Source organism: Microbacterium rhizosphaerae (assembly GCF_034120055.1).
Taxonomy (GTDB): domain Bacteria; phylum Actinomycetota; class Actinomycetes; order Actinomycetales; family Microbacteriaceae; genus Microbacterium; species Microbacterium rhizosphaerae.
In genome coordinates this window covers 2,671,416-2,696,026 of the sequence record NZ_CP139368.1, presented here as the reverse complement: position 1 = coordinate 2,696,026, position 24,611 = coordinate 2,671,416, and the positions used below count along the sequence as shown (strand labels likewise).

Annotated in this window: 27 protein-coding genes; 14 read left to right on the top strand and 13 right to left on the bottom strand. The window is 69.9% G+C overall.

What is annotated here, in order from left to right; all coding sequences use genetic code 11:
* Positions 1-231 precede the first annotated feature (231 nt).
* A complete protein-coding gene (gene phoH2 / locus SM116_RS12220; RefSeq protein WP_320944166.1) occupies positions 232-1,563 on the top strand; it encodes an RNA 5'-3' helicase PhoH2 in 1,332 nt (443 codons plus the stop codon).
* A 170-nt stretch (positions 1,564-1,733) separates the two neighbouring features.
* Positions 1,734-2,324 (top strand): hypothetical protein, encoded by a 591-nt coding sequence (locus SM116_RS12215; RefSeq protein ID WP_320941257.1) that lies wholly within the window; start codon positions 1,734-1,736, stop codon positions 2,322-2,324.
* Between the two features lie 83 nt (positions 2,325-2,407).
* Here the strand turns inward: SM116_RS12215 and SM116_RS12210 are convergent, their stop codons facing one another.
* From SM116_RS12210 to xseA, 7 genes are read right to left on the bottom strand one after another with little or no spacing between them, the layout of a single operon-like run.
* Complete coding sequence (locus SM116_RS12210) at positions 2,408-3,064, bottom strand: response regulator transcription factor (RefSeq protein ID WP_320941256.1); 657 nt, start codon at positions 3,062-3,064, stop codon at positions 2,408-2,410.
* Positions 3,061-4,584 carry a sensor histidine kinase gene (locus SM116_RS12205; RefSeq protein ID WP_320941255.1) on the bottom strand — a complete coding sequence of 508 codons (1,524 nt, stop codon included), beginning with the start codon at positions 4,582-4,584 and terminating at the stop codon, positions 3,061-3,063. The genes SM116_RS12210 and SM116_RS12205 overlap by 4 nt, the downstream gene beginning before the upstream one ends.
* A gap of 31 nt (positions 4,585-4,615) precedes the next feature.
* Positions 4,616-6,010 carry a class II fumarate hydratase gene (locus tag SM116_RS12200; protein ID WP_320941254.1) on the bottom strand — a complete coding sequence of 465 codons (1,395 nt, stop codon included), beginning with the start codon at positions 6,008-6,010 and terminating at the stop codon, positions 4,616-4,618.
* Positions 6,011-6,028: 18 nt separating this feature from the next.
* A complete protein-coding gene (locus SM116_RS12195) occupies positions 6,029-6,640 on the bottom strand; it encodes a carbonic anhydrase (protein ID WP_425563269.1) in 612 nt (203 codons plus the stop codon).
* Between the two features lie 35 nt (positions 6,641-6,675).
* The gene (locus SM116_RS12190) at positions 6,676-7,368 is read right to left on the bottom strand and encodes a DUF4245 family protein (protein WP_320941252.1); all 693 of its coding nucleotides are present in this window, start codon (positions 7,366-7,368) and stop codon (positions 6,676-6,678) included.
* Positions 7,368-7,619 carry an exodeoxyribonuclease VII small subunit gene (locus SM116_RS12185; RefSeq protein ID WP_425563264.1) on the bottom strand — a complete coding sequence of 84 codons (252 nt, stop codon included), beginning with the start codon at positions 7,617-7,619 and terminating at the stop codon, positions 7,368-7,370. Before SM116_RS12185 ends, SM116_RS12190 begins: the two co-directional genes overlap by 1 nt.
* A gap of 32 nt (positions 7,620-7,651) precedes the next feature.
* Positions 7,652-8,938, bottom strand: a complete 1,287-nt coding sequence (xseA, locus tag SM116_RS12180; protein WP_320941250.1) for an exodeoxyribonuclease VII large subunit — start codon at positions 8,936-8,938, stop codon at positions 7,652-7,654.
* Positions 8,939-9,024: 86 nt separating this feature from the next.
* Between xseA and SM116_RS12175 the strand changes: the two genes are divergently transcribed.
* Genes SM116_RS12175 through SM116_RS12155 form a run of 5 tightly spaced genes read left to right on the top strand, consistent with a single transcriptional unit; the run spans position 9,025 to position 12,440 of the window.
* Positions 9,025-10,074 carry a 4-hydroxy-3-methylbut-2-enyl diphosphate reductase gene (locus SM116_RS12175; RefSeq protein ID WP_320944165.1) on the top strand — a complete coding sequence of 350 codons (1,050 nt, stop codon included), beginning with the start codon at positions 9,025-9,027 and terminating at the stop codon, positions 10,072-10,074.
* Positions 10,071-10,601 carry a DUF6264 family protein gene (locus tag SM116_RS12170; protein WP_320941249.1) on the top strand — a complete coding sequence of 177 codons (531 nt, stop codon included), beginning with the start codon at positions 10,071-10,073 and terminating at the stop codon, positions 10,599-10,601. The genes SM116_RS12175 and SM116_RS12170 overlap by 4 nt, the downstream gene beginning before the upstream one ends.
* A 42-nt stretch (positions 10,602-10,643) precedes the next feature.
* On the top strand, positions 10,644-11,150 hold the full coding sequence (locus SM116_RS12165; RefSeq protein WP_320941248.1) for a sigma-70 family RNA polymerase sigma factor: 507 nt from the start codon (positions 10,644-10,646) through the stop codon (positions 11,148-11,150).
* Positions 11,147-11,866 (top strand): zf-HC2 domain-containing protein, encoded by a 720-nt coding sequence (locus tag SM116_RS12160; RefSeq protein WP_320941247.1) that lies wholly within the window; start codon positions 11,147-11,149, stop codon positions 11,864-11,866. Before SM116_RS12165 ends, SM116_RS12160 begins: the two co-directional genes overlap by 4 nt.
* A 22-nt stretch (positions 11,867-11,888) precedes the next feature.
* Positions 11,889-12,440 carry an MOSC domain-containing protein gene (locus SM116_RS12155; RefSeq protein ID WP_320941246.1) on the top strand — a complete coding sequence of 184 codons (552 nt, stop codon included), beginning with the start codon at positions 11,889-11,891 and terminating at the stop codon, positions 12,438-12,440.
* Between the two features lie 178 nt (positions 12,441-12,618).
* On the opposite strand, the gene fbaA is transcribed toward SM116_RS12155, so the two are convergent.
* Complete coding sequence (fbaA, locus tag SM116_RS12150; protein ID WP_320941245.1) at positions 12,619-13,650, bottom strand: class II fructose-bisphosphate aldolase; 1,032 nt, start codon at positions 13,648-13,650, stop codon at positions 12,619-12,621.
* 191 nt (positions 13,651-13,841) lie between these two features.
* Here fbaA and glpX point away from each other — a divergent pair, with 191 nt between their 5' ends.
* Together glpX and SM116_RS12140 are read left to right on the top strand one after the other, a co-directional pair.
* On the top strand, positions 13,842-14,831 hold the full coding sequence (gene glpX, locus SM116_RS12145) for a class II fructose-bisphosphatase (RefSeq protein ID WP_320941244.1): 990 nt from the start codon (positions 13,842-13,844) through the stop codon (positions 14,829-14,831).
* Between the two features lie 96 nt (positions 14,832-14,927).
* Positions 14,928-15,146, top strand: a complete 219-nt coding sequence (locus SM116_RS12140; RefSeq protein ID WP_320941243.1) for a UDP-N-acetylmuramyl pentapeptide phosphotransferase — start codon at positions 14,928-14,930, stop codon at positions 15,144-15,146.
* A gap of 16 nt (positions 15,147-15,162) precedes the next feature.
* Here SM116_RS12140 and SM116_RS12135 read toward each other — a convergent pair whose 3' ends face one another.
* Positions 15,163-16,470, bottom strand: coding sequence for a DNA recombination protein RmuC (locus tag SM116_RS12135; protein WP_320941242.1), 1,308 nt, complete (start codon positions 16,468-16,470; stop codon positions 15,163-15,165).
* 28 nt (positions 16,471-16,498) lie between these two features.
* Positions 16,499-17,086, bottom strand: coding sequence for an exonuclease domain-containing protein (locus SM116_RS12130; protein WP_320941241.1), 588 nt, complete (start codon positions 17,084-17,086; stop codon positions 16,499-16,501).
* A 90-nt stretch (positions 17,087-17,176) separates the two neighbouring features.
* On the opposite strand from SM116_RS12130, the gene SM116_RS12125 reads away from it, so the two are divergent.
* The gene (locus SM116_RS12125; RefSeq protein WP_320941240.1) at positions 17,177-17,926 is read left to right on the top strand and encodes a class I SAM-dependent methyltransferase; all 750 of its coding nucleotides are present in this window, start codon (positions 17,177-17,179) and stop codon (positions 17,924-17,926) included.
* A 4-nt stretch (positions 17,927-17,930) separates the two neighbouring features.
* Here the strand turns inward: SM116_RS12125 and SM116_RS12120 are convergent, their stop codons facing one another.
* The gene (locus tag SM116_RS12120) at positions 17,931-18,587 is read right to left on the bottom strand and encodes a methyltransferase domain-containing protein (RefSeq protein ID WP_320941239.1); all 657 of its coding nucleotides are present in this window, start codon (positions 18,585-18,587) and stop codon (positions 17,931-17,933) included.
* Between the two features lie 66 nt (positions 18,588-18,653).
* Here SM116_RS12120 and SM116_RS12115 point away from each other — a divergent pair, with 66 nt between their 5' ends.
* From SM116_RS12115 to SM116_RS12105, 3 genes are all read left to right on the top strand, one after another.
* A complete protein-coding gene (locus SM116_RS12115) occupies positions 18,654-19,265 on the top strand; it encodes a dihydrofolate reductase family protein (RefSeq protein WP_320941238.1) in 612 nt (203 codons plus the stop codon).
* 43 nt (positions 19,266-19,308) lie between these two features.
* Entirely contained in the window at positions 19,309-20,400 is a 1,092-nt protein-coding gene (gene ychF, locus SM116_RS12110; RefSeq protein ID WP_320941237.1) for a redox-regulated ATPase YchF, read from the top strand.
* 470 nt (positions 20,401-20,870) lie between these two features.
* Positions 20,871-21,278 (top strand): hypothetical protein, encoded by a 408-nt coding sequence (locus SM116_RS12105; protein ID WP_320941236.1) that lies wholly within the window; start codon positions 20,871-20,873, stop codon positions 21,276-21,278.
* A 152-nt stretch (positions 21,279-21,430) separates the two neighbouring features.
* Here SM116_RS12105 and SM116_RS12100 read toward each other — a convergent pair whose 3' ends face one another.
* Entirely contained in the window at positions 21,431-22,171 is a 741-nt protein-coding gene (locus SM116_RS12100) for a hypothetical protein (RefSeq protein ID WP_320941235.1), read from the bottom strand.
* Between the two features lie 61 nt (positions 22,172-22,232).
* Here SM116_RS12100 and SM116_RS12095 point away from each other — a divergent pair, with 61 nt between their 5' ends.
* On the top strand, positions 22,233-22,898 hold the full coding sequence (locus SM116_RS12095) for a winged helix-turn-helix transcriptional regulator (protein ID WP_320941234.1): 666 nt from the start codon (positions 22,233-22,235) through the stop codon (positions 22,896-22,898).
* Positions 22,899-23,515: 617 nt separating this feature from the next.
* Here SM116_RS12095 and SM116_RS12090 read toward each other — a convergent pair.
* Positions 23,516-24,433, bottom strand: coding sequence for an aldo/keto reductase (locus SM116_RS12090; protein WP_320941233.1), 918 nt, complete (start codon positions 24,431-24,433; stop codon positions 23,516-23,518).
* Positions 24,434-24,611: the final 178 nt, after the last annotated feature.

Sequence of the window (24,611 nt, the reverse complement as noted above, 5' to 3'; positions counted from 1 at the left end):
CGGCGGGTGACGGGCTTCGCGTTCACGGAGCGTTCAGAGACACGCAGGCGTGGCGCTACCGACGTACGCGCGATGTCGTCGTACGTTCATGGCATCGGGCAAGGTGCCCGATCGGGTCGGCCAAACGGATCGCGACTCGCAGCCAGTGGTCGACTCGCCTGAAGCCGGGAGAGGTCCCGGGGCGGGGAGCGGGTTGTGACCACTCGAGCAGCACAGCACCACCAGCAGGCCATCGTCGACGACGTCGCCGGAGATGACATCACGCAGGACGAAGGCCTGCGCACGTACGTTCTCGACACGTCGGTGCTGCTGAGCGACCCCCGCGCGTTCTTCCGGTTCGCCGAGCACTCGGTCGTGATCCCCGTCGTCGTGATCACCGAGCTCGAAGGCAAGCGCCACGACCCGGAGATCGGGTACTTCGCGCGACAGGCGCTGCGGCACCTCGACGAGCTGCGCATCGAGAACGGGCGCCTGGACTTCCCGGTGCCGGTCGGAGACGGCGGGACGCTGCGCGTCGAGCTCACGAACACGGATGCGTCGGTCCTGCCGGCAGGCATGCGCCTGGGCGACAACGACACCCGCATCCTCGCCGTCGCGATGAACCTCATGCAGGACGGTCAGGACGTCACGGTCGTGTCTAAGGACCTGCCGATGCGTGTGAAGGCCGCCTCGCTCGGCATCGTCGCCGAGGAGTACCTCGCCGAGCAGGCGATCGACTCGGGCTGGACCGGCATCGCCAGCGTGGACCTCTCGGGCGACGAGATGAGCGACCTCTACGAGACCGAGATCGGCACGAGCGACGACATCCGGGGCGTTCCGGTCAACACGGGCCTGGTCATCCACTCGGAGCGCGGCTCGGCGCTCGGACGTGTGACAGGAGAAGGCGAGTACCGGCTCGTGCGCGGCGACCGTGATGTCTTCGGGCTGCACGGCCGTTCGGCGGAGCAGCGGATCGCGATCGACCTTCTGCTGGACCCGAGCGTCGGAATCGTGTCGCTGGGCGGGCGCGCCGGGACCGGCAAGTCGGCGCTGGCGCTGTGCGCGGGTCTGGAGGCCGTGCTCGAGCGTCAGCTGCAGAAGCGCATCATCGTCTTCCGGCCGCTGTTCGCGGTCGGCGGCCAGGAGCTCGGCTACCTCCCCGGAGACCAGCAGGAGAAGATGAACCCGTGGGGTCAGGCGGTCTACGACACCCTGGGCTCGGTCGTCTCCTCCAACGTCATCGAAGAGGTCATGGCTCGCGGCATCCTCGAGGTGCTTCCGCTGACCCACATCCGCGGGCGCTCGCTCCACGACGCGTTCGTCGTGGTCGACGAGGCGCAGTCGCTCGAGCGGAACGTGCTGCTCACGGTGCTCAGCCGCATCGGCCAGAACTCGCGCGTGGTGCTCACCCACGACGTCGGTCAGCGCGACAACCTGCGGGTCGGACGTCACGACGGCGTCGCCTCTGTCATCGAGACGCTGAAGGGGCACGATCTGTTCGGCCACGTGACGCTGGTCCGCTCGGAGCGCTCGGCGATCGCTGCCCTCGTGACGGATCTGCTGGAGGCCGGCGAGCTCGCCTGACGCTCGGGGCCCGCTCGGAATCCGCTCGGCCGCGGGCCGACGTGTCCATCGAAGATGAGAATAGTTTCATCGGAAATGCGCACATGTCGGCCCGCGGACACGCGACCATAGAGTGTGTGGTCGCCCGCACGAATTCGTGTGCGACCGAGCAGCAGACCGAGGGGATGTCGATGGCAGCGCGCATGGCGGTGACGGCGGGCATCGCCGGCACGGCCGTGATCGTCAGCGGCATCATCGGCGTCGTGACGATCACGGACCTCGGCGCGCGCGCCGACAACGCCGGGTCACGCGTGTCGGTGGCGAAGATCGACGTGGTCGCGCCGTCGCATCCGACGCCCTTCCCCGTGGTCGCGGCGGACTCGGACATCCCTGCTCCCGCAGCGCCCGAGACGGTGACGGTGCCGGCTCCGGAGCCCGGTGAGATCCTCACCTCCCCGGCGAAGGCCTCCAGGGCCACGGCGGCGAAGTCGGAGGCATCCGGCAACAGGCGTCCGGCGTCCGGCCAGCACTCGTCGGGCCAGGACGCGAACGGGCAGGGCGGCCAGAACGGGCATCAGAACAGCGACCAGACCGCCGGCAACGGAGCCGGCGGCCAGAGCCGGCTCAACGCGCCCGTGATGAGCCCGAAGCTCGTTCAGCGCGACGGCGTCATCGCGCAGGCGCCCGTTCATGGCAACGGCCGCGACAGCGGCAAGGCACGCGGCCACGACAAGAGTTTCACGTCTCAATCGCGAGAGTCATCCCCAGCACACCGCGATTGACCCGGGCGGTATCCCCAGCACCGCCCCCGGCCCCCGACGTTTCCCCAGCGTCGGGGGCCTTTCTCTGTGCGGGGCTGGGGCTGTCAGTCCCACCGGTAGCCCACGCCGCGGACCGTCGCGATCCGGTCGTGGCCGAACTTGGCGCGCAGGTACCGCACGTAGACGTCGACGACATTGGATCCGGGGTCGAAGTCGAGGCCCCAGACGCGGCTGAGCAGCTGTTCACGACTGAGGACCTCGCCCGGATGCCGCAGGAACTCCCGCGCCAGGGCGAACTCGCGTGCGGACAGCTCGACCTCGCGTTCTCCGACGACGGCGGTCCGGGAGCGGATATCGAGCGTGACGTCCCCGTGGGTGAGCACCACGGCGGTGCCGCGGTCGGTGTCGCGCAGGCGCGAGCGCACCCGCGCGAGGAGCTCCTCGAACGTGAAGGGCTTGCGGACGTAGTCGCTGGCGCCCGCATCCAGCCCCTCCACCGTGTCGCGCGTGGAGGTGCGCGCCGTGAGCATGACGACGGGCAGGACGCCGTTCTGGCGGCGGATCTCCCGCAGGACCTCGAACCCGTCCAACGTCGGCAACCCGACGTCGAGCAGCACGAGGTCGACGTCGCCGGTGAGGGCGATGCGCAGCGCATCGCCGCCGTCCTCGGCGAGGATCGTCTGGTAGCCGGCGTGCTCGAGGCCGCGGCGGACGAAGGCCGCGATCTGCGGCTCGTCCTCGGCGATGAGTATGACCGTCACGATGCCTCCTCCCGGCGGGTGACGCTGTCGGCCCGCACCGGGGTGGGCACGACCATGGGATGACGCGGCAGTTCGATCGAGAATGTGGCTCCGCCACCGGGACTGTCGGTGATCGTGCAGGCGCCGTCATGCGCCTTGGCGATGGCCTCGACGATCGCGAGGCCCAGGCCGGAGCCGCCGATGGAGCGCTTGCCGCCGGCACGGTCGAACCGGCGGAAGACGCGCCGGCGCATGTCGGGCGGGATGCCGGGGCCGTGGTCGCGCACCCACAGCCGGGCCCGGTGCTCGTCGATCGAGGAGCCGAGCTCGATGGGGGCACCCGGGGGCGAGTACTTCGCCGCATTGTCGGCCAGGGCGAGCCACGCTTGCAGGAGGCGGTCTTCGTCTCCGTGGATGACTCCCGACCCCGTGCTCTCGATGGTCCACGTGTGGCCGGGGATGACGGCGACCATCCCTCCGATGCGGGCGGTCAGCCGGTCCAGGGCGATGTCGACCATCGTGTACTGGTCGCCCTCGACGGCGGCCAGCAGGTCGATGTCGTCCACGAGCCGGGTCATGCGGTCGAGCTCCGCGATGCCGAGCTGGCGCGTCTCGTCGACATCTGTGGCGTCCGCGGCATCCATCAGCTCGAGGTGCCCCCGCACGATCGTGATCGGCGTCTTCAGCTCGTGGCGCACGTCGTCGAGGAGCTGGCGCTGCACATCCACCGAGGACTCGAGGCGGTCGAGCATCGAGTTGACCGTGCGGGTCATGGCGGAGATGTCGTCGTTGCCCTCGGCGGGGATGCGGGCGCCGAGGTCCGTCAGGGTGATCGCATCCGCCGTCTCATGCAGGCGCCGGATGGGCGAGAGGAGGCGTCCTGCGACGAACCAGCCCACAAGACCGATCGCGGCCAGCATGACGACCGCAGCGATCCCGTACGTCGTGATGGACGCGGTCACCGGGGAGAGCTCGGCGTCGAGGTTGATCGCGCGGATGTACAGCCCCGACTCGGGATCGCCGGACATCGTCACCGGGATGGCGATGTACCGGAGTGCACCCTGGGAGGTGTCGGCCGTGCCGATCACGGTGCCGTGGGCCCTGGCCGTCTCCGCCACGGCGCGGGTGATCAGCTGCGTGTTCTGCGAGAGGTCGAAGCCGGACAGGGTCGACGGCCGGTAGCGCGCGCGACCGTCGATCACCGCGACCGAGCCCTCGTTCTGCGCGGGCACGAGCCGGGCGACGACGGCGTGCAGGTAGTCCGAGACCGACGAGAAGTCGTCCGTCGACAGCTTCTCGGTGGCCGTCGTGGCGCTGTCGTTCGGGCTCACCGCCGGTGCCGGCGAGGCCACCGTCTCCAGGCTCCCGACCTGCGCCTTCAGCCGGGCGTCCACCTCGGACAGCACGCGGTCGCGCTGCACGAGGAACGTCACGCCGCCCACCACCGCGAGCCCCACACAGGCGACCGCGAGGATCGCGCTGAGGATCCGCGCCCGCGTGGAGAGCGGGCGGGGAGCTGCGGCGTGCGAGGCGCGGATCACGGACGGGGCGACGGGGGAGTGCCGGCCCGGCTCAACCCGGGTGGGTCATGGAGAGCAGGTCGAGCTTGTCGTCCAGCTGCTCTTCGGAGATCTCGCCGCGGTCGACGTAGCCGAGGTCGATGACGGCCTCGCGCACCGTGATGCCCTGCGCGACGGCGTGCTTGGCGATCTTCGCAGCCGCCTCGTAGCCGACCACCTTGTTCAACGGCGTGACGATGGACGGCGACATCCCGGCGAATGCGGCGGCACGCGCGATGTTCGCCTGGAGGCCGTCGATCGTCTTGTCGGCGAGCACGCGCATCGCGTTCGAGAGCAGTCGGATCGACTCCAGAAGCGCGGTGCCCATGACGGGGATCGCGACGTTGAGCTCGAACGAGCCGGAGGCGCCCGCCCACGCGATGGTCGCGTCGTTGCCGATGACCCGTGCGCAGACCATGAGCGCGGCCTCGGGGACGACCGGATTCACCTTGCCGGGCATGATCGACGAACCGGGCTGCAGATCCGGGATGTGCAGCTCGCCGAGACCCGTGTTCGGACCGGAGCCCATCCAGCGCAGGTCGTTGTTGATCTTGGTGAGCGACACCGCGATCGTGCGCAGGGCGCCGGACGCCTCGACGAGGCCGTCGCGGTTGGCCTGGGCCTCGAAGTGGTCCTTGGCCTCGGTGATCGGCAGTTCGGTCTCGGTGGCGAGCAGCTCGATGACCTTCTGCGGGAAGCCGAGCGGCGTGTTGATGCCGGTGCCGACCGCGGTGCCCCCGAGGGGCACTTCGCCGACACGGGGCAGCGCCGAGCGCACACGCTCGATGCCGAGGCGCATCTGGCGCGCGTATCCGCCGAACTCCTGGCCGAGCGTGACGGGCGTGGCATCCATCAGGTGCGTGCGGCCGGACTTGACGGCGTCCTTCCAGAGCTCGGCCTTCGCCTCGAGCGCGACCGCGAGGTGGTCGAGCGCGGGGATCAGGTCGTCGATGAGGGCCTGCGTCACGGCGATGTGGACGGAGGTCGGAAAGACGTCGTTCGACGACTGCGAGGCGTTCACGTGGTCGTTCGGGTGGACGGGGGCACCGAGGATGCGGGTCGCCAGCGTCGCGAGCACCTCGTTCATGTTCATGTTCGAGGACGTGCCGGAGCCGGTCTGGTACGTGTCGACCGGGAATTGGTCGTCGTACGCGCCGGTCGCCACGGCGTCCGCCGCCTGGGCGATCGCGTCGGCGATGCCCGCGTCGAGCACGCCGAGATCCTTGTTGGCGAGCGCCGCCGCCTTCTTGATGCGGGCCAGGGCGGCGATCTGCGCCGGCTCGAGGCCCTTCCCCGAGATCGGGAAGTTCTCCACGGCGCGCTGCGTCTGAGCGCTGTAGAGCGCGGATGCGGGCACCCGCACCTCGCCCATCGTGTCGTGCTCGATGCGGTACTCGGTGTCGGTCACTTCTTCGTTCCTCCGGTCTCAGGCATCCGCGTCCGTCGCGATGCCCACGGTGATGTCGGGCACCACGGCGCCCTCGGCCAGTCGGTAGTTGGCGCCCACGATCGCGAGCCGCCCTTCCTCGACGGCCCGGCTGATGAGGTCGGACGACTGCAGCAGCTCTGCGACGGTGTCGCGCAGGTGCTCGCGGCCTACGGTCTCCGCGTCCACGGTCTCCGCCGTCGCGCCGGGGGTCTCGCGCAGAACGCGCCGCGCGGCCGGGACGATCGACGCGATGAGACGCCAGATGTTCGCCGGCAGCTCCGCGGCGTCGACGGCGGTGGAGTCGATGGCTGCGCGCACGGCGCCGCACTCGTCATGGCCGAGGATGACGATGAGCGGCACGTTCAGCACCGCGACGGCGTACTCCAGCGACCCCACGACCGAGGAGGTGACGACCTGACCGGCGTTGCGGATGACGAAGAGGTCGCCCAGGCCCTGGTCGAAGATGATCTCGGCCGCCAGCCGCGAGTCGGCGCACCCGAACAGCGCCGCCCGCGGCGCCTGCGTGTGGGCGAGGTCGTGCCGCCGCTCGACGTCCTGGCGGGGGTGGCTGGGCTCGCCCGCGACGAATCTCGCATTGCCGCGCTGCATCTCGGTCCAGATGGCGGCGGGGGTTGCGGTCTCGGTCACTGGGCGGCTCCGTTCAGGTCGTGGATCTGCTGCGCGAGCCCCTCCGCGGCCACGGCGGCCGTCTTGGGGTTCGCGGTGCCATAGATGAGGATGCGGTCCTTGCCCGCCTTCGTGCCGATGGCGTACGAGACGTTGCCGGCGCGCGACGGATCCTGGATGTCGTACACCGTCCACGTGACGCCGTCGACGACGATGGTGCCCGAGGGTGCCGCTCCACTGAGCTTTTGGGCATCCCACGCCGTGTCGGCGTCGAAGGCCTGCGAGACGCGCAGGTAGCCCTTGTCACCCGTCGGCACATAGGCGATGGACCACGTGTCGCTGCCGTCGATCGCGGCCTCGTTCACCCGCCACGAGGTCGGCACGTGCGGCACCACGACGGGGTGGTCGTAGCCGCTCTGCACCTGCTGGGCGACGGAGGCGACATCGATCGAACCCTGCGCGGCGGGCGTGCCGCGGGGCACGGACAGGACGATGACGACGACGATCGCGAGGGTCGCGAGCAGCGCCGCGATGAGATTGCGGAAGGTCTGGCTCGAGCGGTAGACGCGAGACGACTCGGCCTTGCGTGCCGCGGTCTCCTCGGGCGTCTCCGGGCGGCCGAGCTCGGCCACGATGCGGGGGCCACGCCCCCGAGGCTCCGCCCCAGGCGAAGCGGCGGGTGGAGTGGGGTGGGCGGTTCCGGATGCCATCATGCCTCCGTCGTGCGGGCGGTCTCGGCCGCTCCGCGCGCCTGGTCGAGCCGGCGCTTCGCGCCGACGAGCCATTCCTCGCACCGTGCCGCGAGCGCCTCGCCCCGTTCCCACAGGGCCAGAGAGTGCTCGAGCGTCGGCGCACCCTGCTCGAGCTCGGCGACGACGCGCACCAGCTCGTCGCGGGCCTGCTCGAAGGAGAGCGACGCCACGTCGGGAAGGCCCTCGGTCGGCGCGGTCATAGGTTCCATCTTAGTTCGGCGCGTCGCGCGCCCCCGCCGCCTCAGCGCTCGTCGTCGGCGCTCTCGACGATCTCACCCTCGGAGAGCGCCGCGAGGGATCCGCGGCCCACCGTCACGACGAGCTGTGCGCCGGCCGGGGCCTGCGCCGCATCCCGCACGATGACGTCTCCGTCGACCAGCGCGATCGCGTAGCCGCGCGCGAGGGTCGCGCCCGGCGACAGGGCGCGCAGGCCTGCGCGCAGCTCGGCGGTGCGGAGGGTCGCGGCATCCAGCTCCCGCTCCACGATGTCGCGCCCGCGCGCGGTCGCCATGCGGATCTCGTGCTCGCGCGATGTGACCATCGACTCCGGCGATCGCAGGGCCGGACGCGTCCGCAGCTGCTCGAGCTGGGCGATGTCGTGCGAGAGTCGCTGCGTGAGGCGACCGGTGAGCCGCGCGCGCAGCTGCGCGACGAGGGCGCGCTGTTCGGCGACATCCGGAACGACGCGCTTGGCGGCATCCGTCGGCGTCGACGCGCGCAGATCGGCGACGTCGTCGAGGAGCGGGTGGTCGTTCTCGTGGCCGATGGCGCTCACGATGGGAGTGGATGCGGCGGCCACCGCACGCAGCAGGCGCTCGTCGCTGAAGCCGAGCAGGGACTGCGGGTCGCCGCCGCCGCGGGCGATGATGATGACGTCGACGTCGGGATCGGCGTCCAGCGCCTTCAGTGCCCCGATCGTCTCGGGCACGCACCGATCGCCCTGGACCGCTGCGTGCGCCGTGCGGAAGCGCACCTGCGGCCAGCGCAGCTCGGCGTTGCGGTGCACGTCGCGCTCGGCGTCCGACTTCTCGCCGGTGATGAGCCCGATGCAGCGGGGGAGGAACGGGATCGGCTTCTTGCGCGCAGGATCGAACAGGCCCTCCGCCCGCAGCTGGGCGCGCAGCCGTTCGAGCCGTTCGAGCTGGTCGCCGAGCCCCATGTGGCGCATCGCCGAGACCGTGAACGTGAAGTCGCCGCCGCGCACGTAGTAGTCGGCCTTGACACAGGCGACGACGTGGTCGCCCACCTTCAGATCGGGCAGGCGGCGCAGCGTCGACGACCAGAGTCGGAAGGAGAGCGCGGCATCCGCTCCGAGGTCCTTGATCCGGCCGTAGACGTTGCCGCCCCGCACGTTCCACGACGTGATCTCGCCCTCGACCCACACCGATCCCCACCGCTCGACGAAACCGTGGATGGTCTCGTTGAGGCGCGCGACCGAGGTCGGGGCATCCGGGGACGAGTCGCGCGGGGCCACGGCGTCGGCGGGCGGCGGCTCGCCCGGCACGTGGTCGGGGCGGAAGATCGTCATGAGTCCCTGTCTGTGCGTCCTCTCGGCTGCGCCCGGGCGGCCGACCGTAGAATCAAGGCGTGAGCACCCCCGCCGTGAAGCTGCCCGTGCCCCGCATCCCGGGGCGCCGAGGGCGCCTTCAGGATATCCCCGTGGACGGACGCAAACGCGTTCTGCTGGCCTCCCCACGGGGGTACTGTGCGGGCGTCGACCGTGCGGTCATCGCCGTCGAGAAGGCGCTCGAGCGCTTCGGTGCACCGGTGTACGTGCGCAAGCAGATCGTCCACAACATCCACGTGGTGACCGAGCTCGAGGCGCAGGGCGCGATCTTCGTCGACGAGGTCGACGAAGTGCCCGAGGGCGCGCACGTCGTGTTCAGCGCCCACGGCGTGTCGCCGGCCGTCGTGACCGCGGCAGCGGACCGGGGCCTGCAGGCGATCGACGCCACCTGCCCGCTCGTGACCAAGGTGCATCGCGAGGCCGTGCGCTTCGCCCGCGACGACTACGAGATCCTCCTGATCGGCCACCTCGGGCACGAGGAGGTCGAGGGCACCGCCGGCGAGGCGCCGGATCACGTCACGATCGTGAACTCGCCCGACGAGGCCGACACCGTCGAGGTGAAGGATCCGTCGAAGGTCGTGTGGCTGTCGCAGACCACACTCTCCGTCGACGAGACGATGGAGACGGTGCGGCGCCTGCGCGACCGGTTCCCCGAGCTGCACGATCCGCCCTCGGACGACATCTGCTACGCGACGCAGAATCGGCAGGTCGCGATCAAGAAGGTGGCGAAGGATGCCGACCTCGTCATCGTCGTCGGCTCCGCGAACTCGTCCAACAGCGTGCGCCTCGTCGAGGTCGCGCTCGAGCACGGCGCCAAGGCCGCCTATCGCGTCGACTACGCCGACGAGGTGCGCCAGGAGTGGCTCGACGGCGTCGCGACGGTCGGGGTGACGAGCGGCGCTTCGGTGCCCGAGGTGCTCGTCCAGCAGGTGCTCGAGGAGCTGGCCGGTGCCGGCTACCGCGATGTCGAGCAGGTGCGCACCGCCGAGGAGGACCTGATGTTCTCGCTGCCGAAGGAGCTGCGGCACGACACTGCCGGTCGTCGCGACGAGCGGGCGCTCGGCGGCCGCGCCACGGGTGCAGGAGCCGGCGCATGAGCACACCCGACGAGCGCCCGCGCCCCGCATACGGCGAGTACGCGACCCCGGAGGAACAGCGCGCGCGCATGCAGCATGCCCCGCCTGCATCCCCGCCGGCGCCCGCGCAGCCCGGTCCCGTCGTTCCGGCCCCCGGCGCTCCGGCCGCGCGCGGCCACCTGATCGACCGCATCGTCACGGTCGCCCTGCTCGCCTACGGCGCGTTCGTCGTGGTGAGCACGGTCTTCGAACTCTCGGACTTCACCGCGTTCGCGGATGCGTGGATGAAGACCATGGGCATCACCGGATCGTTCACCACGACCCCGCAGTCGCAGGCGTGGGCCACGGCCGGCGTGATCGTCTTCGCGATCGGCTGGATCGTGACGGCCCTGATCTCCTGGCGCGTGATGGCCCGCGGGAAGCGGGCCTGGTGGATCCCCTTGGTCGGCGCCGTCGTGAGCTGGATCGTGCTCACGATCTGCCTCACGATCCCGCTGGTCGCCGACCCGGCGGTCATCCACTGGTTCGATCAGCAGACGGCGCGCTGAACCCCAGGGCCCTCGTTATCGTGATGACAGCGAGGAGGACCCTTGCGAAGCACCGACGAAGCCCGGCTGACGGCGCTCTTCGACGCCCATGCGGCGCCGCTGCGGCGCTACGTCGTCGCGCTCACGGGTGACGCCGCCGCCGCCGACGACATCGTGCAGGACACGCTGCTGCGCGCCTGGCGCACACCGCGGATCCTCGCCGAGGACCCGGAGTCGCTGCGCGGGTGGATGCTGACCGTCGCACGGCGCATCGTCATCGACGAAGCACGTAGCGCGCGCCGGCGGCACGAGTTCGCCGTCGCCGATCCTCCCGATCACGCGGGGGCGGATGCGGCGGACCTGCTGCTCGACGGCATCCTGATCCGCGACGCCCTCGCGACGCTCACCCCGGACCATCGCGCGGTCATCGTCCACGCGTACTACCTGGGCAGGAGCGTCGCGCAGACCGCCGCGGAGCTCGACATCCCCGAGGGAACGGTCAAATCGAGATTGCACTACGGACTGCGCGCACTGCGCCTGGCCCTGCAGGAGAGGGGGGTGACGAGATGACGGATCGCTTCGCGGAATGGGATGCCGCCTACCTGATCGGAGCGCTCTCGCCCGCCGACCGGGCGGCCTTCGAGGAGCACATGGAGACCTGCGCCGAGTGCCGTGCGGCAGTGGCGGCGCTCGCGCCGACCGTCGGCCTGCTGTCGCGAGTGCGGGCGGACGCGTTCGCCGAGGACACCGGGACCGGACGACCGAGCGCGGAACCCGGGCCCGCGGCACGCAGCGCCCTCGTCGAGCGGGCGCGCGCCGCGGAGAGGCGGCGACGGGCACTGAGGTTCGGCCTCGCCCTCGCAGCGGCGGTCGTCGTCGTCGCGGCCGTCGCGCTTCCGCTGACGCTCGGGGAGGCCTTCGAGCCGCGGATCCCCCAGGCGATCCCGACGGCCACGGCCTTGCCCTCGCTGCCGCCGGCGGAGGCGATGCAGCCGCTGACGAAGGCTCCGCTCACGGCTTCGGTGCGTCTGCAGGGCGTGGCGTGGGGCACGAAGATCGACCTGTCGTGCCGGTACGCGCCGACCTACGGCACGGGGGGCGCCGACCACGTGTACGCCCTCGCGGTGGTCGGCACCGACGGCTCCACGACCCAGCTGTCCACCTGGAAGGTGCTCGCGGGCAAGGACGCGCATCTGAGCGCGGGAACGGCGCTGGACACGGCATCCATCCGTGCGGTGCAGATCCTGGATGCCTCGGGCAAGGTGCTCATGACCTACTCGCCCTGACCCGCGTGGATAGGCTGACGGGATGCCTCGTCTCGTCGCCGTCTGCGTCGTCCGTCAGCTCCGCCCCGACGCAGGGGCGGTCGGTGTGACGGCGATCGACAAGAGGGCCGTCGAGGGCAGCGTGCGGGTCGGCCGCTATGGCGCGTATGCCGATGTGCAGGCCGATCGCAAGCACCACGGCGGCCTCGACAAGGCGCTCTACGCGTACGCCGACGAGGACGCCGAGCACTGGGCAGGCCAGCTCGGCCGCAAGCTCCCGCCGGGCTGGTTCGGCGAGAACCTGCGCGTGCAGGGCCTCGACGTCAACGCGTCGCGCATCGGCGACCGCTGGCGCATCGGCGACGGGGTCGAGGTCGAGGTCACGATGCCGCGGACACCCTGCCAGACATTCGCACGGTGGGTCGGGGGCGATGACGAGCGCGGGTGGGTCAAGCGGTTCTCGAGCGCGCGGCGACTCGGACCATACCTGCGGGTGGTGCGCACCGGGCGGATCCAGGCGGGGGACGAGATCGTCGTCATCCCCGCCCCGGAGGGTGCACCGGGACTGCTCGACGGCTACCAGGACCCCGAGTAGGCGCGGAGACGACGGATGCCCCGGCCCGCAGACCGAGGCATCCGCACTTCGACAAGCTCAGTGACCGTGAGGGCGAGCTCAGTGACCGTGAGGGCGAGCTTGGTGACCGTGAGGGCGAGCTCGGTGACCGTGAGGGCGAGCTCGGTGACCGTGAGGGCGAGCTCGGTGACCGAGAGGGTCAGGCGCCCTTCGACTGCCCTGCCGAGCCGAGCTGCTTCGTCGCCTCGACGACGCGAGCGGCCATCGCCGACTCGGCGATCTTGCCCCACGCGCGCGGGTCGTAGGCCTTCTTGTTGCCCACCTCGCCGTCGACCTTCAGGACGCCGTCGTAGTTCTGGAACATGAAGCCGGCGACCGAGCGCGTGAAGGCGTACTGCGTGTCGGTGTCGATGTTCATCTTGACGACGCCGTTCGCGACCGCCAGAGCGATCTCTTCGTCGGAGGACCCGCTGCCGCCGTGGAAGACGAGGTCGAGCGGCTTCTCGCCCGTGCCGAACTGCGCGGCGATCCCCGCCTGGATCTCGCCCAGGAGCTCGGGCTTGAGCTTCACGTTGCCGGGCTTGTACACGCCGTGCACGTTGCCGAAGGTGAGGGCGGCGATCCAGCGGCCCTGCTCGCCGAGGCCGAGGGCCTCGACCGCCTTCGCGACGTCGCCCGTGGTCGTGTAGAGGGCGTCGTTGGTGCCCTCGTGCTTGACCCCGTCCTCCTCGCCGCCGACGACGCCGATCTCGACCTCGAGGATGGCGTTGATGTTCTTCAGGCGGGGGAGCAGCTCCTTGGCGATCTCGATGTTCTCGTCGAGCGGCACGGCCGAGCCGTCCCACATGTGCGACTGGAAGATCGGGTTGCGGCCGGCCTTGACCTCCTCCTCGGAAGCCTCGATGAGCGGCAGCACGAAGTCGGCGAGCGCGGGCTTCGGGCAGTGGTCGGTGTGCAGCGCGATCGTGATCGGGTAGTTCTTGGCGACCTCGGTCGCGAACTTCGCGAAGGCGAGGGCGCCGGTCGCGCGGCCCTTGACGGTGTGACCGGCGAAGTAGTCGGCGCCTCCCGTCGTGACCTGGATGATGCCGTCCGAGCCGGCCTCGGTGAGGCCCTGGAGGATCGCGTTGATGCTCTGGGAGCTCGCCGCGTTGATGGCTGGGTACGCGAATCCGCCGGCCTTCGCGCGGTCGAGCATCTCTGCGTACTGTTCGGGGGTGGCGACGGGCATGTCCGACTCCTCGATCGTGGTGGGGTATCACCACTGAGCTTAGTGAGGCGCGGAAGATCCATCATGTCGTGGTGGATGCTGTGCCCCGCGGAACCGTGGGATCTGACGGCGCGGCAAGAACGGCGCTTCTTTCGGGTCTGCGCGCGGAGGGAAGGACCGTTTTCGACGCGGTCGCCCAATACCATGGCGCCATGGTCAGCCTTTCCGCCGAGATGAGCCCGCTCCGCCCCGATCGCAACCTCGCCCTCGAACTGGTGCGCGCCACGGAGGCCGCGGCCATCCGCGCCGTTCCGTTCATCGGTCGAGGTGCAAAGGAGGCGGCCGACGGCGCCGCCGTCGACGCGATGCGCGCGTTCCTCGGCACGGTGGACTTCGACGGCACGATCGTCATCGGCGAGGGCGAGAAGGACAACGCCCCGATGCTCTTCAACGGCGAGCACGTCGGCAACGGCCGCGGTCCGCAGTGCGACATCGCGGTCGACCCGATCGACGGCACGTCGCTGACCGCCGCGGGCCGCAACAACGCCCTGTCGGTCATCGCCGTCGCAGACAGCGGTGCGATGCTCGACGCATCCAGCGTCTTCTACATGGACAAGCTCGTCACCGGGCCCGCGGGCGTCGGCGTGGTGGACATCCGCCTCCCCGTCGCGGAGAACATCCGGCGGCTGGCGAAGGCGCTCGGCAAGCCCGTCGACGAGATCGTCGTGTCGGTGCTGCATCGTCCGCGCCACGAGGAGCTCATCGCCGAGATCCGCGAGGCGGGTGCGGGCACCCGGCTCATGAGCGACGGCGACGTCGCGGGCGGCATCAACGCAGCGCGGCACAACGCCCGCACCGACATGTGCATCGGCATCGGCGGCTCTCCGGAGGGCATCGTGACGACATGCGCGATCAAGGCGCTCGGCGGCCACATCCAGGGCCGTCTCTGGGCGCGCGACGACGACGAGAAACAGCGCGGCATCGACGCCGGATTGAAACTCGACGGGTACGTGTACGAGGCCGACGAGATGGTCCAGGGCAACAACACGCTGTTCGTCGCGACGGGTGTGACCGACGGGGCTCTCGTGGCCGGTGTGCGCCGCGAGGGGGGCTACCTCTACACCGAGAGCGTCGTGCTCCGCGGTGTCTCCGGGACGCTGCGCCGGATCTCGTCGGAGCACCTCGTCTCCAAGTGGCTGTAGGCGGCTCGGACCAGTCTGGGAGCGCGCTCCGCATGCGCGGGGCGGTTCTCTGGCACAATCAGAAGGTCCCGCACACAGCACGAGAGGGGACCGGTCATGGCAGGTCCTGCAGGTGAACCTCCCGTTCGCACGGGCGCTCAGGCGGTCGTGGCGAACGCGCACGCCCATGATCCGGCGCGACGCCCGGACGTCCTGTTCCGAGTGCGTCGCGATGAGGGACATCAGATCAGCGCATGGTGGCTCGTCGGCGCCTTCGTCGGCGTCACTCTCGCGGTCATCGCGCTCATGAACTTCATCCCGCAGGGTCTCGTCTGACCGGGCCTCACGGCCATCACTCCGACTCGGCGAGCCGCTCTCGCAGGTCTCCCAGGTCTGCGGTGAGCACGGGCTCGTCTGCGGTGAGCACGGGCTCGTCCGGCGCGAGCGCGAGTTCGTCCGCGACCAGACGCCGAGGCGTCCGCTCGATCGTCGCCGGCACCCCGAGGGCGTCCAGCTTCGTCTCGTCGATCCCCGGGAACCGCCGCGCCGTCACGAGCACGCGCGACTCGAGCGCGCCCGCGAAGCGGTTGTAGGTGTCCACCGTCCGCTCGATCGCGCGGCGCATGTCGTCGGCGTGGCCGGCGAGGGTGCCCAGCCGCTCGTAGAGCTGTGTGCCGAGCTCGAACAGCTGCCGGGCCTCCTGCGTGACGTCCTGCTGGGTCCACGTGTACGCCACCGTCTTGAGCACCGCCCAGAGGTTGACCGGCGAGGCGAGGGCGACCCGCTTGCCGAACGCGTAGTCGAGCAGCGCCGGGTCCTCCTCGAGCGCTGCGGCGAGCAACGATTCGCTCGGAATGAAGCAGACGACGAATTCGGGGCTCGCGCCGATTCCGGCCCAGTACGTCTTGCGCGCCAGGGCGTCGATGTGGGCGCGCACGGCCTTCACATGCTTGCCCAGCAGTGCCGCGCGCCGCGCACCGTCATCGCCCTGGGCTGTGATCGGGATCGCGCTCGCCTCGAGGTAGGCGTCGAGCGGCACCTTCGCGTCGACGGCCAGCGCCCGCCCGCCGGGAAGGCGGATGACCATGTCGGGACGGCCGGCGCCCGCATCCGTCTGGATCGACGTCTGCGTGTCGAAGTCGACGTACCGCGTGAGACCCGCCGCCTCGACGACGCGGCGCAGCTGCGTCTCGCCCCACACGCCGCGTGTCGCGCCGGAGCGCAGCGCACTGGCGAGGGACTCCGTGGTCGCCCGGAGCGCCTCGCCGCTCACGCGCGTCTGCCGCAGCTGCTCCGCCACCATCCCGAACTGGTGCTGCCGGTCGCGCTCGAGGTCGTCGACCTTGAGCTGCATGGTCTCCAGCGTCTCGCGCACGGGGGCGAGCGCGCGCAGCACCTGCTGCTCGCGCCGCTCGCGCTCCTCGCGCGCGGCCTGATCGTCACGCGCCTGAGCGACGAGCTCGCGGTACAGGGCGACCTGCCGCCGGAGCTCGCCCTGCGCAGCATCCCGCGCCGCCTCCGCCGCTGCCGTACGCGACGCGAGATCCGCGCGCACGGCGCTCTCGCGGTTCGCGCCGCGCGCGAGCCCGGCGAACCAGCCGGCGAGTGCGCCGATGCCGATGCCGACGACGGCGATCACGGCGAGGGTCAGTGCGTCCATGCGAGAAGGATGCCGGGAACCTCCGACATCAGGCCGCGAACAACGCCGGCGCGGGGATGCGCCGCATCTCCACGCCGGCCGCATCGGCCAGGTGGGCGATGTCGTCCGCTCCGGTGCGCCTCGCCGCATCGATCATGATGTGCGCACAGGCGAGTGCGTCTGCGGCCGCGTCGTGGTGCGCGAAGCCGGTGAAGCCCGCGGCCGCCGCGACCGACGGGAGGCGATAGGACTCGAGGTCGTACAGCCGCCGCGCGATCTGCAGGCTGCACGCGTAGCGGTAGGGCGGACAGAGGTCCCCGGTCACGTCGCACGCGGCGCGCAGTACGGCCATGTCGAATCCCGCGTTGTGCGCGACGAGCACGTCCGCGCCCGCGAACGCGGCGAGGTCGTCGAGCTGCGCCGTCCAGGTGGGTGCGTCCCGGACGTCCTCGGGGCGGATGCCGTGGATCCCCACGTTGATCTCGAAGAAGGCATCGTGTCCCGCGGGCGGCTGGATGAGCCACCCCGCCTGGGCGACGATGCGGCCGTCGCGTACGCGGGCGAGGCCCACCGCGCACGCCGACGCATTGCTGGAATTCGCCGTCTCGAAGTCGATCGCGGTGAAATCCAATCCCACGGTGCCAGGGTCGCCCGGCGCCGTCGCGCGGGACGGGAGGCGCGCCGAGCGGCGGCGCGATCCGCATCTGCGCGGCGTACGCTCGGGCATATGGCCACACGCGATGAGATGGCGCGCTCGTTCGGCGCCGCCGCATCCACGTACGAGTCCGGAAGGCCCGATTACCCCGTCGAAGCGGTGCGATGGATGCTCGATCCCGTCGCCGACGGCCAGACCTCGATCCGTGCGGTCGACGTCGGCGCCGGCACCGGCAAGCTCACCCGCGTCGTCGAGGCGATCGGGGCGCAGACCGTCGCCGTCGACCCCGATGCCGACATGCTGGCGCGGCTGCACGCGGAGCTTCCTGCCGTCCCGACCTTCCTCGGGACGGCGGAACGGATGCCGTTGCCCGACGCGAGCGTCGACGCCGTCGTGCTCGGGCAGGCGTGGCACTGGGTCGACGTCGAGGAGGCGTCTGCGGAGGCCGGGCGCGTCCTGCGGTCCGGCGGGGTGCTCGGGCTGATCTGGAACATCCGGGACGACAGCGTCGACTGGGTGTCGGAGATGTCGGACATCATGCACAGCAGCAACGCCGAGATCATGATCGCCGAGGGCGGCCCGGTGGTCGGGGAGCCGTTCGGGGCTCTCGAATGGCAGAGCTGGGCGTGGATGCGGCCCATGACCCGCGACGCGCTGTTCGACATGGCACGCTCGCGCAGCTACCTCCTCACCGCCGAGCCGGACGATCGCGCGCGGATCGAGCGCGGGCTCGCGGCGCTCTTCGACCGCGTCGGAGCGACGGAGGATGCCGTCATCGAGCTGCCGTACGTGACGCGCGCCTTCCGCGCCGTCCGGCCGTAGAACGTCAGACGCGGACGGCGCCGACGATCCGCCAGGGTCCGGTGCCGCCGCGATACCGGGTCTCGAACCCGCGTGCGCGCAGCACCGAGACCATGTCGTCCGGAGCGTGCGCGAACATCCGGTACGACCTGCGATTCAGGACGCTCCACGCATTGACGGCGCGCACGCTCGCGCGGGTCATCCAGCTGCGCACCGGATAGCTGAAGACGACGGCGCGCCTGCCGCGCCCGGCCGCCGCCCCGAGCAGCCGCTCGTAGTCCGGGTAGCAGCACACGACGCGATGCAGCACGACGATGTCCGCCGGCTCGACGGCCTCCGGGGTGCCCGCGACGTCGATGCCCAGCATCCTGGTGGCGCGATCGCGGAAGCCGGACTCCTCGAGGAGGCGAGCCGCCTCGGGCTCGTACGCGGAAGACAGCTCGACGTTGGTGGCGTGGGATGCGCCGTTCCTCAGCGCTTCGAGCTGGATGTCCCCGATGCCCCCGCCGATCTCGAGCAGTGACGACCCTTCGAGGCCGATCGATGACGCGAACTCGAGAATCAGGCGGGCACTCGGCGTCAGGCCCGCGCGGCGATACCGCGTCGCGAGGCGACGCGCGAACCGGGCGTCGAACTCTCGCTCGTAGCCGTCGGGGGTGCGCGGAGCGCAGCAGTCATCCACGGCCATCAGTATGGCCCGTGACGGTGCCGGTGACGAGGGTCGGAGGAGACGGGTAGCGTTCGGCGCGTGCGCACCCTCACTGTCTGCAATTTCGTCACCGTCGACGGTCGCTACGAGGACGACGACCACGACATCGGCTCGTTCTTCGAGCACCAGCACCCCGACTACTGCGGCGCCGACTCGTTCGACTTCTATACGACCGAGCTGCTGCGCCGATCCGACACGCTGATCCTCTCGGGCCGCCGATCGACGCTCGGCAACCTCGGCTACTGGGCCGGAGTGCAGGGGGACCCGGATGCGACGGCCATCCGCCGCGAATTCGCCGGTCTCATCCTGGGCGTCGAGAAGATCGTCGTGTCCGACACGATCACGGAGGGCGATCTCGCGCCGTACGACAACGTCCGCATCGTTCGCGTGGCCGATGCCCGGGCCGAGGTCGCGGCCCTGAAGAGCGAGGAGGGGCGCGGCATCCTGATCCTGCTCGGGCGGGTGCTCTGGAACGACATGATGAACGCCGGCCTCGTCGACGAGCTGCACCTCGTGACGTTCCCGCTCATCGCAGGATCCGGCGTTGCGCTGTTCGATGCGAAGCCGCTGGTCGCCCTCAAGCTCCTCGAGACACGTGTCTGGGAGGAATCGGGCAACGTGCTCATGCGCTGGCGGGTCGACCCCGACTGACCCCGCCGGGATCGGCATCCGTCCCCAACTAGACTGGATGCCCGTGGCTCTCACCATCGGAATCGTCGGACTGCCCAATGTCGGCAAGTCCACTCTCTTCAACGCCCTGACCAAGAACCAGGTGCTCGCGGCGAACTACCCGTTCGCGACGATCGAGCCCAACGTCGGGGTTGTGAACCTGCCCGATCCGCGGCTGCAGCAGCTGGCCGACGTGTTCCACAGCGAGCGCCTCGTGCCGGCTGTCGTGTCGTTCGTCGACATCGCGGGCATCGTGCGCGGCGCATCCGAGGGGGAGGGGCTCGGCAACAAGTTCCTCGCGAACATCCGCGAGGCGGATGCGATCGCCCAGGTCGTGCGCGGCTTCGCCGACGACGATGTCGTCCACGTCGAGGGCGCGGTGAACCCGCAGAACGACATGGAGACGATCAACGCCGAGCTGATGCTCGCCGACCTCGAGACGCTCGAGAAGGCGATCGCACGGTACGAGAAGGAAGTGCGGGGCAAGAAGATCGAGCCCGTCGTGCTCTCGACGGCGCTGCAGGCGAAGGACGCGCTGGAGCGCGGCGTGCTGCTGTCGGCATCCGGGATCGATCTCGAGCCGATCCGCGAGCTGGGCCTGCTTACCGCGAAGCCCGTCATCTTCGTGTTCAACGTGGATGAGGCGGTGCTGACGGATGCGGCGCGCAAGGCGGAACTGGCAGCCCTGGTCGCCCCCGCCCAGGCCGTGTTCCTGGACGCGAAGATCGAGTCGGAGCTGATGGACCTCGACCCCGAGGATGCGGCGGAGCTGCTCGCCTCGACCGGTCAGGACGAGTCGGGGCTCGACCAGCTCGCCCGCATCGGCTTCGACACGCTCGGCTTGCAGACCTACCTCACCGCCGGTCCCAAGGAGGCGCGAGCCTGGACGATCGGCAAGGGCTGGAAGGCTCCCCAGGCCGCCGGCGTCATCCACACGGACTTCGAGAAGGGCTTCATCAAGGCCGAGGTGATCCACTTCCAGGATCTGATCGACCTGGGCTCCGTGCACGAGGCCCGCGCGCACGGCAAGGCGCGCATGGAGGGCAAGGACTACGTGATGCAGGACGGCGACGTCGTGGAGTTCCGCTTCGGACAGACATCTAGCGGTTCGAAGTGATGGCCAGTTCAGGTTCGGGTTCTGATGCTGCGATGGCCTCTAGGAACCGAGTCGAGTGGAAGCGCCTGGGCGCACCTGCCCGCCGGGAGGTCTTCCGTCTCGCGAACACCGGTGAGCGGCATCCCGACCCGCAGGTAGCCGAGGCTGCTGCAATTTGGGCACACAGCCCGCGGTGGGACCGGCTTTCGAACCGGATCCCTGGTTGGGTACTGCCATCCGTCGGCGCGCTGTTCGGCGTCGTGTGCCTCCTCCTGCAGATGCCGCTGCTGTGCATTGCAGCGGGACTCGTGATCGTCTTCGGATTGCTCGGGTGGGTCTCCACGGCGGGCGCACGCGCACTCAGGCGGGTGTACGAACAACCCGGGGCCGCGACTCACCCAGCGGCCCGCGCGCATTGAAGCGAAACGCGCAATAGTGAACGTCGATATCGTGGAGCGTTGTCACAGATAGACCTTTGGAGGAGACCCGACATGCTCGCGGATCTCATCGGCGATCTCATCGGCGGAATGCTCGGTGACTCGCTGGCGCGGGTTGGCTTTCGACGGGCCTGGGCGCGAAAGGCCGAGCGGCGCCAAGTCCTTAGCGGTGTCCGCCTCCTGTCGGGTTCTCAGCGGGGGATTTCACGCGAGTGGCGAGTTGGCTATTGGTCTGTCGCCCCCAGTCGGATGAGCCTTGAGGGTATCGAGGTGACGGTGCTTGGCATCGTGGCCGGTTCAGATCGGCCGGCCCGCCTCAGTGAGTTGCTTGCTGGTGCTGAAGACACTACGGTCGTGATTCTCCGCACTGCGTCCGCCGAACTTGAGTGGTCACTCATGAAACGCCTCGAAGACGTCGCCCGTCGATTCCTCGCCGTTCCCGAAGCTGAGCCATCATCGTGAACGGTGATGCCGTGGAGTTCCGCTTCAACGTCTGACTGGCCGCATAATTCCGCGGATTTCTGGCGACCTGCGTCCTTCTCGTCCGCAAGTAGTCCATCGCGCTCGTCCAGTGGGTCTGTCTCGCCCTCGCGCTGGGCGCGGGCGTGCTCAGCTCACCCGGCGAGCGCGGGGGTTCGCGCTGAGCTTCGAGCGGACCGCAAGGCCGACAGTGATGTCACGTGCAGAGCCAGCAAGAGTGGCACCCCGACGGTCGGGATGAGAACGAGGGGCAGGCTGCTGATGGCCGGCGCCGCGGGGATGAACGGTACGAGCTGGAAGCCGACGAGGCCGCCGAGCCCCAGCGCGACGATGAGATCCGCCATTCCGAGCAGGCTGAATCGCCTCGGGGCCCGCTCGCCCGTGCCACTGTTCAGCCGTTGCGCGACGAGTGGCGCGGCGATCCCGATCGCGATATCGCCGAGGCCCGCCGGGATCGCGAACAGCGCGGGGAGGAATCCGAGAGCCATCGAAATGAGGAAGACGACACCCTCGGCGACTCGGAACGAATGCGGGATGAGAAGCCGGGAGCCTGTGCCATCACTGCGGAGGGCGCGGTGGACCGACGGGATCCGTGCGAGCATCAGGAGCAGGACGAGGAAGCCGACGACAGCCACCGGCATCCAGGGGATCCCGTGCCCTATCCGTGCCCGGTAGCCGCCTGCGACGCCGATCAGGGAGCTGGCGATGAGCCATCCGCCGAAGAGCACGGCCGCGACGGCGGTCATGCCGCCGGATCGGCGACGGTCAAGCCCCGCCCGCACAGCGCCGCCGTAGAGCACGATGCCCGTGCTCACGAGGATGCCGACCACCCCCGCGAAGGTGATCGCCCACAGATAGCCGGGAAGCTGCGACATCATCCGCTCCTTCAGTAACTATTAGATAGTAGTTATGAAATAGTAGCGCTAAGCTCGTCCTATGGGAACTACCCGGAACGTGCGCACGTACGACCACTTCTGCCTCGTCGCCCGCTCGCTCGAGGAGCTCGGCGACCGCTGGAGCCTGCTCGTGATCCGAGACCTGCTCTCGGGGCCGAGACGGTTCACCGACCTCATGGGAAGACTGGGAGGAATCACTCCGAAGACTCTGAGTCAGCGCTTGAAGGAGCTGGAGCAGACCGGAGTGGTCGCGGTCGATCGGGAGCCGGGCCGACGCGAGGTCCGGTACGCCTTGACCGACGTCGGCCGTGAGCTCGCGCCCGTGATCGATGCGCTCGGCGACTGGGGCCGTCGGCACGCTTGGCGTCGGCCGCGCCCCGGCGAGCCGGTGCATCCGGAACACCTGCTGCGAGCAGCCGTGCAGGCCATCGAGAGCGAGTCCACCGACCGCGATCCGGCCAACTGGCAACTCATCCTCGACGGCGATGACTATCACGTGAAGAGCGACGAAGGCCACTGGACGTACTCGGCAGGCTGCGACGACCACCCCGCCGAAGTGAGAGTCGTGGCGAGCGGAGAAGAGTTCTCGCGATTCATCCTGAACGGCGCAGACGACGCCCTCGTTATCCAGGGCACGCAGACTGCGATCGACCGATTCCGACGCCTGATCGCCACAATCGCGTCGATTGTGGACACCGCTGATTGAGGCTCTTCGAGAACGACGAGGCCCCGCCGGGGTGGGTCTTCACTTCATGGCGGCCCCGCCGGACAGGCCGGTCGGTAGTATCGCGGACGTGTCGACAGCCCTCGCGGACGTCACTCCATACCGCGCCAGCGCGCACGACGCCGGTGGACGCGCGTTCTACCAAGCTCTCGAACCCTAACCGCTAACCCCACCTCCGGATGGGGTCCCTTTGCGGGCGGTGTGCTTGGTGTGCGGTTGGTTGGCAGGAGCCGTTGGCTGCCCGCGTTCTCGTGCCAGCCCTTTGCAGTGTGCCGAACTTGCGGATGCGTGCCGGGCCGTTGCTGCGTCATGGGTGCGGCCGCCGGATCTCCCGTCCCGGCGTGGGTTCGGCCAGTGTGATTCCCGCGTCGGGTGCGCCGAATGGATCGGCGAAGTACAGAGTCCCGTGAGAGAGCCGTCCGTCGGCGAACTCGGTCGCGGGCCGTGCAGTGCACGGTCGCTCATTGTGCGGCTGCCGAGTGTCGGCCGCGGCATCGATCGCAAGATGCAGTGCCCGCAAAATCCGCCGTTGTCGAGCGCGACCGCGACCGGGAGAATGCGATATCCCCGACAACCCGCTCGGCGTGGGGCCCGCTGCGTCACCGGCTGAGGGCATCCAATTCCTCGTGTGTGAACTGAATGTCCGCCGCCGAGACATTCTGCTCCAGATGCCGGAGGTCGCCGGTGCCCGGGATCGCGAGCACGTTCGGACCCTGATGCAGCGTCCAGGCGAGCCGGATCTGCGCCTCCGACACCCCGCGCGCGTTCGCGACCTCGGTCACCGCCGGGTTCGTCTCGGCGGAGCGGCCACGCCCGCCGGCAGCTCCGGCCATCGCGAAGAACGGCACGAAAGCGATCCCGCGCCGGGTGGTCTCCTCGAGCACCGCGAGGGTCTCCGGGGTGCGCTGATCGAGCCCGAACCGGTTCTGCACGCTGACGACGGGAGCGATGTCCCATGCTTCGTACAGCTGTGCCCGGGACACGTTCGAGACGCCGAGGTTGCCGATCAAGCCGTCGGTCCGCAGCTCGGCCAGTACGCCGAAAAGGTCGCCGATCGAGCCCGATCCGAACACCCGCAGATACACGAGGTCGAGCCGGTCGCGGCCGAGCTGGCGCAGGTTCTCCTCGACCTGCCCGCGCAGCTGGTCGGGGCGTGCGGGATCGGTCCAGTGGCCCGAGGCATCCCGACCCGGACCCACCTTCGTCGCGACGACGATGTCGTCGTCGTGCTCGGGGAAGGCGGCGTTGATCATCTCGTTCGCGGCGCGCAGCGGCGAGAAGTAGAACGCGGCCGTGTCGAAGTGCGTCACCCCCAGCTCGCGCGCGCGGCGCAGCACCGCGATGGATGCCGCCCGGTCTCGGCTCGGACCGTCGGTGAACGCCGCACCGGCCGCGAGCCGCATGGCGCCGAAGCCCATGCGGCTCACCTGCAATGGTCCGAGCGACCATGAACCGCCGGCCGGGCCGGTCGCGACTACTGCCTTCGCCGAGTCGACTCGCCGCTGCTGCATCGTCATGCGTCCTCCGCTCCTCGTGCTCCGGAGCGAGGTCGACCACCGGAATTGTCCTGGACGAACGTCCGCACGGCTTACCGGAGTCCTCGGTCCGTGACTCGTTCGTCGTCTCGAATACTAACGGCCGCCACCTCTACGATCAGCACAGGCCCCACTCCGCCATCGGGATACGTCCCTCGAG

Coding starts and splice junctions, on each gene's coding strand:
- SM116_RS12215 (WP_320941257.1), top strand. CDS start 1,734: ATGGCAGCGCGCATGGCGGTGACGGCGGGCATCGCCGGCACGGCCGTG.
- SM116_RS12195 (WP_425563269.1), bottom strand. CDS start 6,640: ATGCAGCGCGGCAATGCGAGATTCGTCGCGGGCGAGCCCAGCCACCCC.
- SM116_RS12190 (WP_320941252.1), bottom strand. CDS start 7,368: ATGGCATCCGGAACCGCCCACCCCACTCCACCCGCCGCTTCGCCTGGG.
- SM116_RS12185 (WP_425563264.1), bottom strand. CDS start 7,619: ATGGAACCTATGACCGCGCCGACCGAGGGCCTTCCCGACGTGGCGTCG.
- xseA (WP_320941250.1), bottom strand. CDS start 8,938: ATGACGATCTTCCGCCCCGACCACGTGCCGGGCGAGCCGCCGCCCGCC.
- SM116_RS12170 (WP_320941249.1), top strand. CDS start 10,071: ATGAGCACACCCGACGAGCGCCCGCGCCCCGCATACGGCGAGTACGCG.
- SM116_RS12160 (WP_320941247.1), top strand. CDS start 11,147: ATGACGGATCGCTTCGCGGAATGGGATGCCGCCTACCTGATCGGAGCG.
- SM116_RS12155 (WP_320941246.1), top strand. CDS start 11,889: ATGCCTCGTCTCGTCGCCGTCTGCGTCGTCCGTCAGCTCCGCCCCGAC.
- fbaA (WP_320941245.1), bottom strand. CDS start 13,650: ATGCCCGTCGCCACCCCCGAACAGTACGCAGAGATGCTCGACCGCGCG.
- glpX (WP_320941244.1), top strand. CDS start 13,842: ATGGTCAGCCTTTCCGCCGAGATGAGCCCGCTCCGCCCCGATCGCAAC.
- SM116_RS12140 (WP_320941243.1), top strand. CDS start 14,928: ATGGCAGGTCCTGCAGGTGAACCTCCCGTTCGCACGGGCGCTCAGGCG.
- SM116_RS12135 (WP_320941242.1), bottom strand. CDS start 16,470: ATGGACGCACTGACCCTCGCCGTGATCGCCGTCGTCGGCATCGGCATC.
- SM116_RS12125 (WP_320941240.1), top strand. CDS start 17,177: ATGGCCACACGCGATGAGATGGCGCGCTCGTTCGGCGCCGCCGCATCC.
- SM116_RS12105 (WP_320941236.1), top strand. CDS start 20,871: ATGCTCGCGGATCTCATCGGCGATCTCATCGGCGGAATGCTCGGTGAC.
- SM116_RS12100 (WP_320941235.1), bottom strand. CDS start 22,171: ATGTCGCAGCTTCCCGGCTATCTGTGGGCGATCACCTTCGCGGGGGTG.
- SM116_RS12095 (WP_320941234.1), top strand. CDS start 22,233: ATGGGAACTACCCGGAACGTGCGCACGTACGACCACTTCTGCCTCGTC.
- SM116_RS12090 (WP_320941233.1), bottom strand. CDS start 24,433: ATGACGATGCAGCAGCGGCGAGTCGACTCGGCGAAGGCAGTAGTCGCG.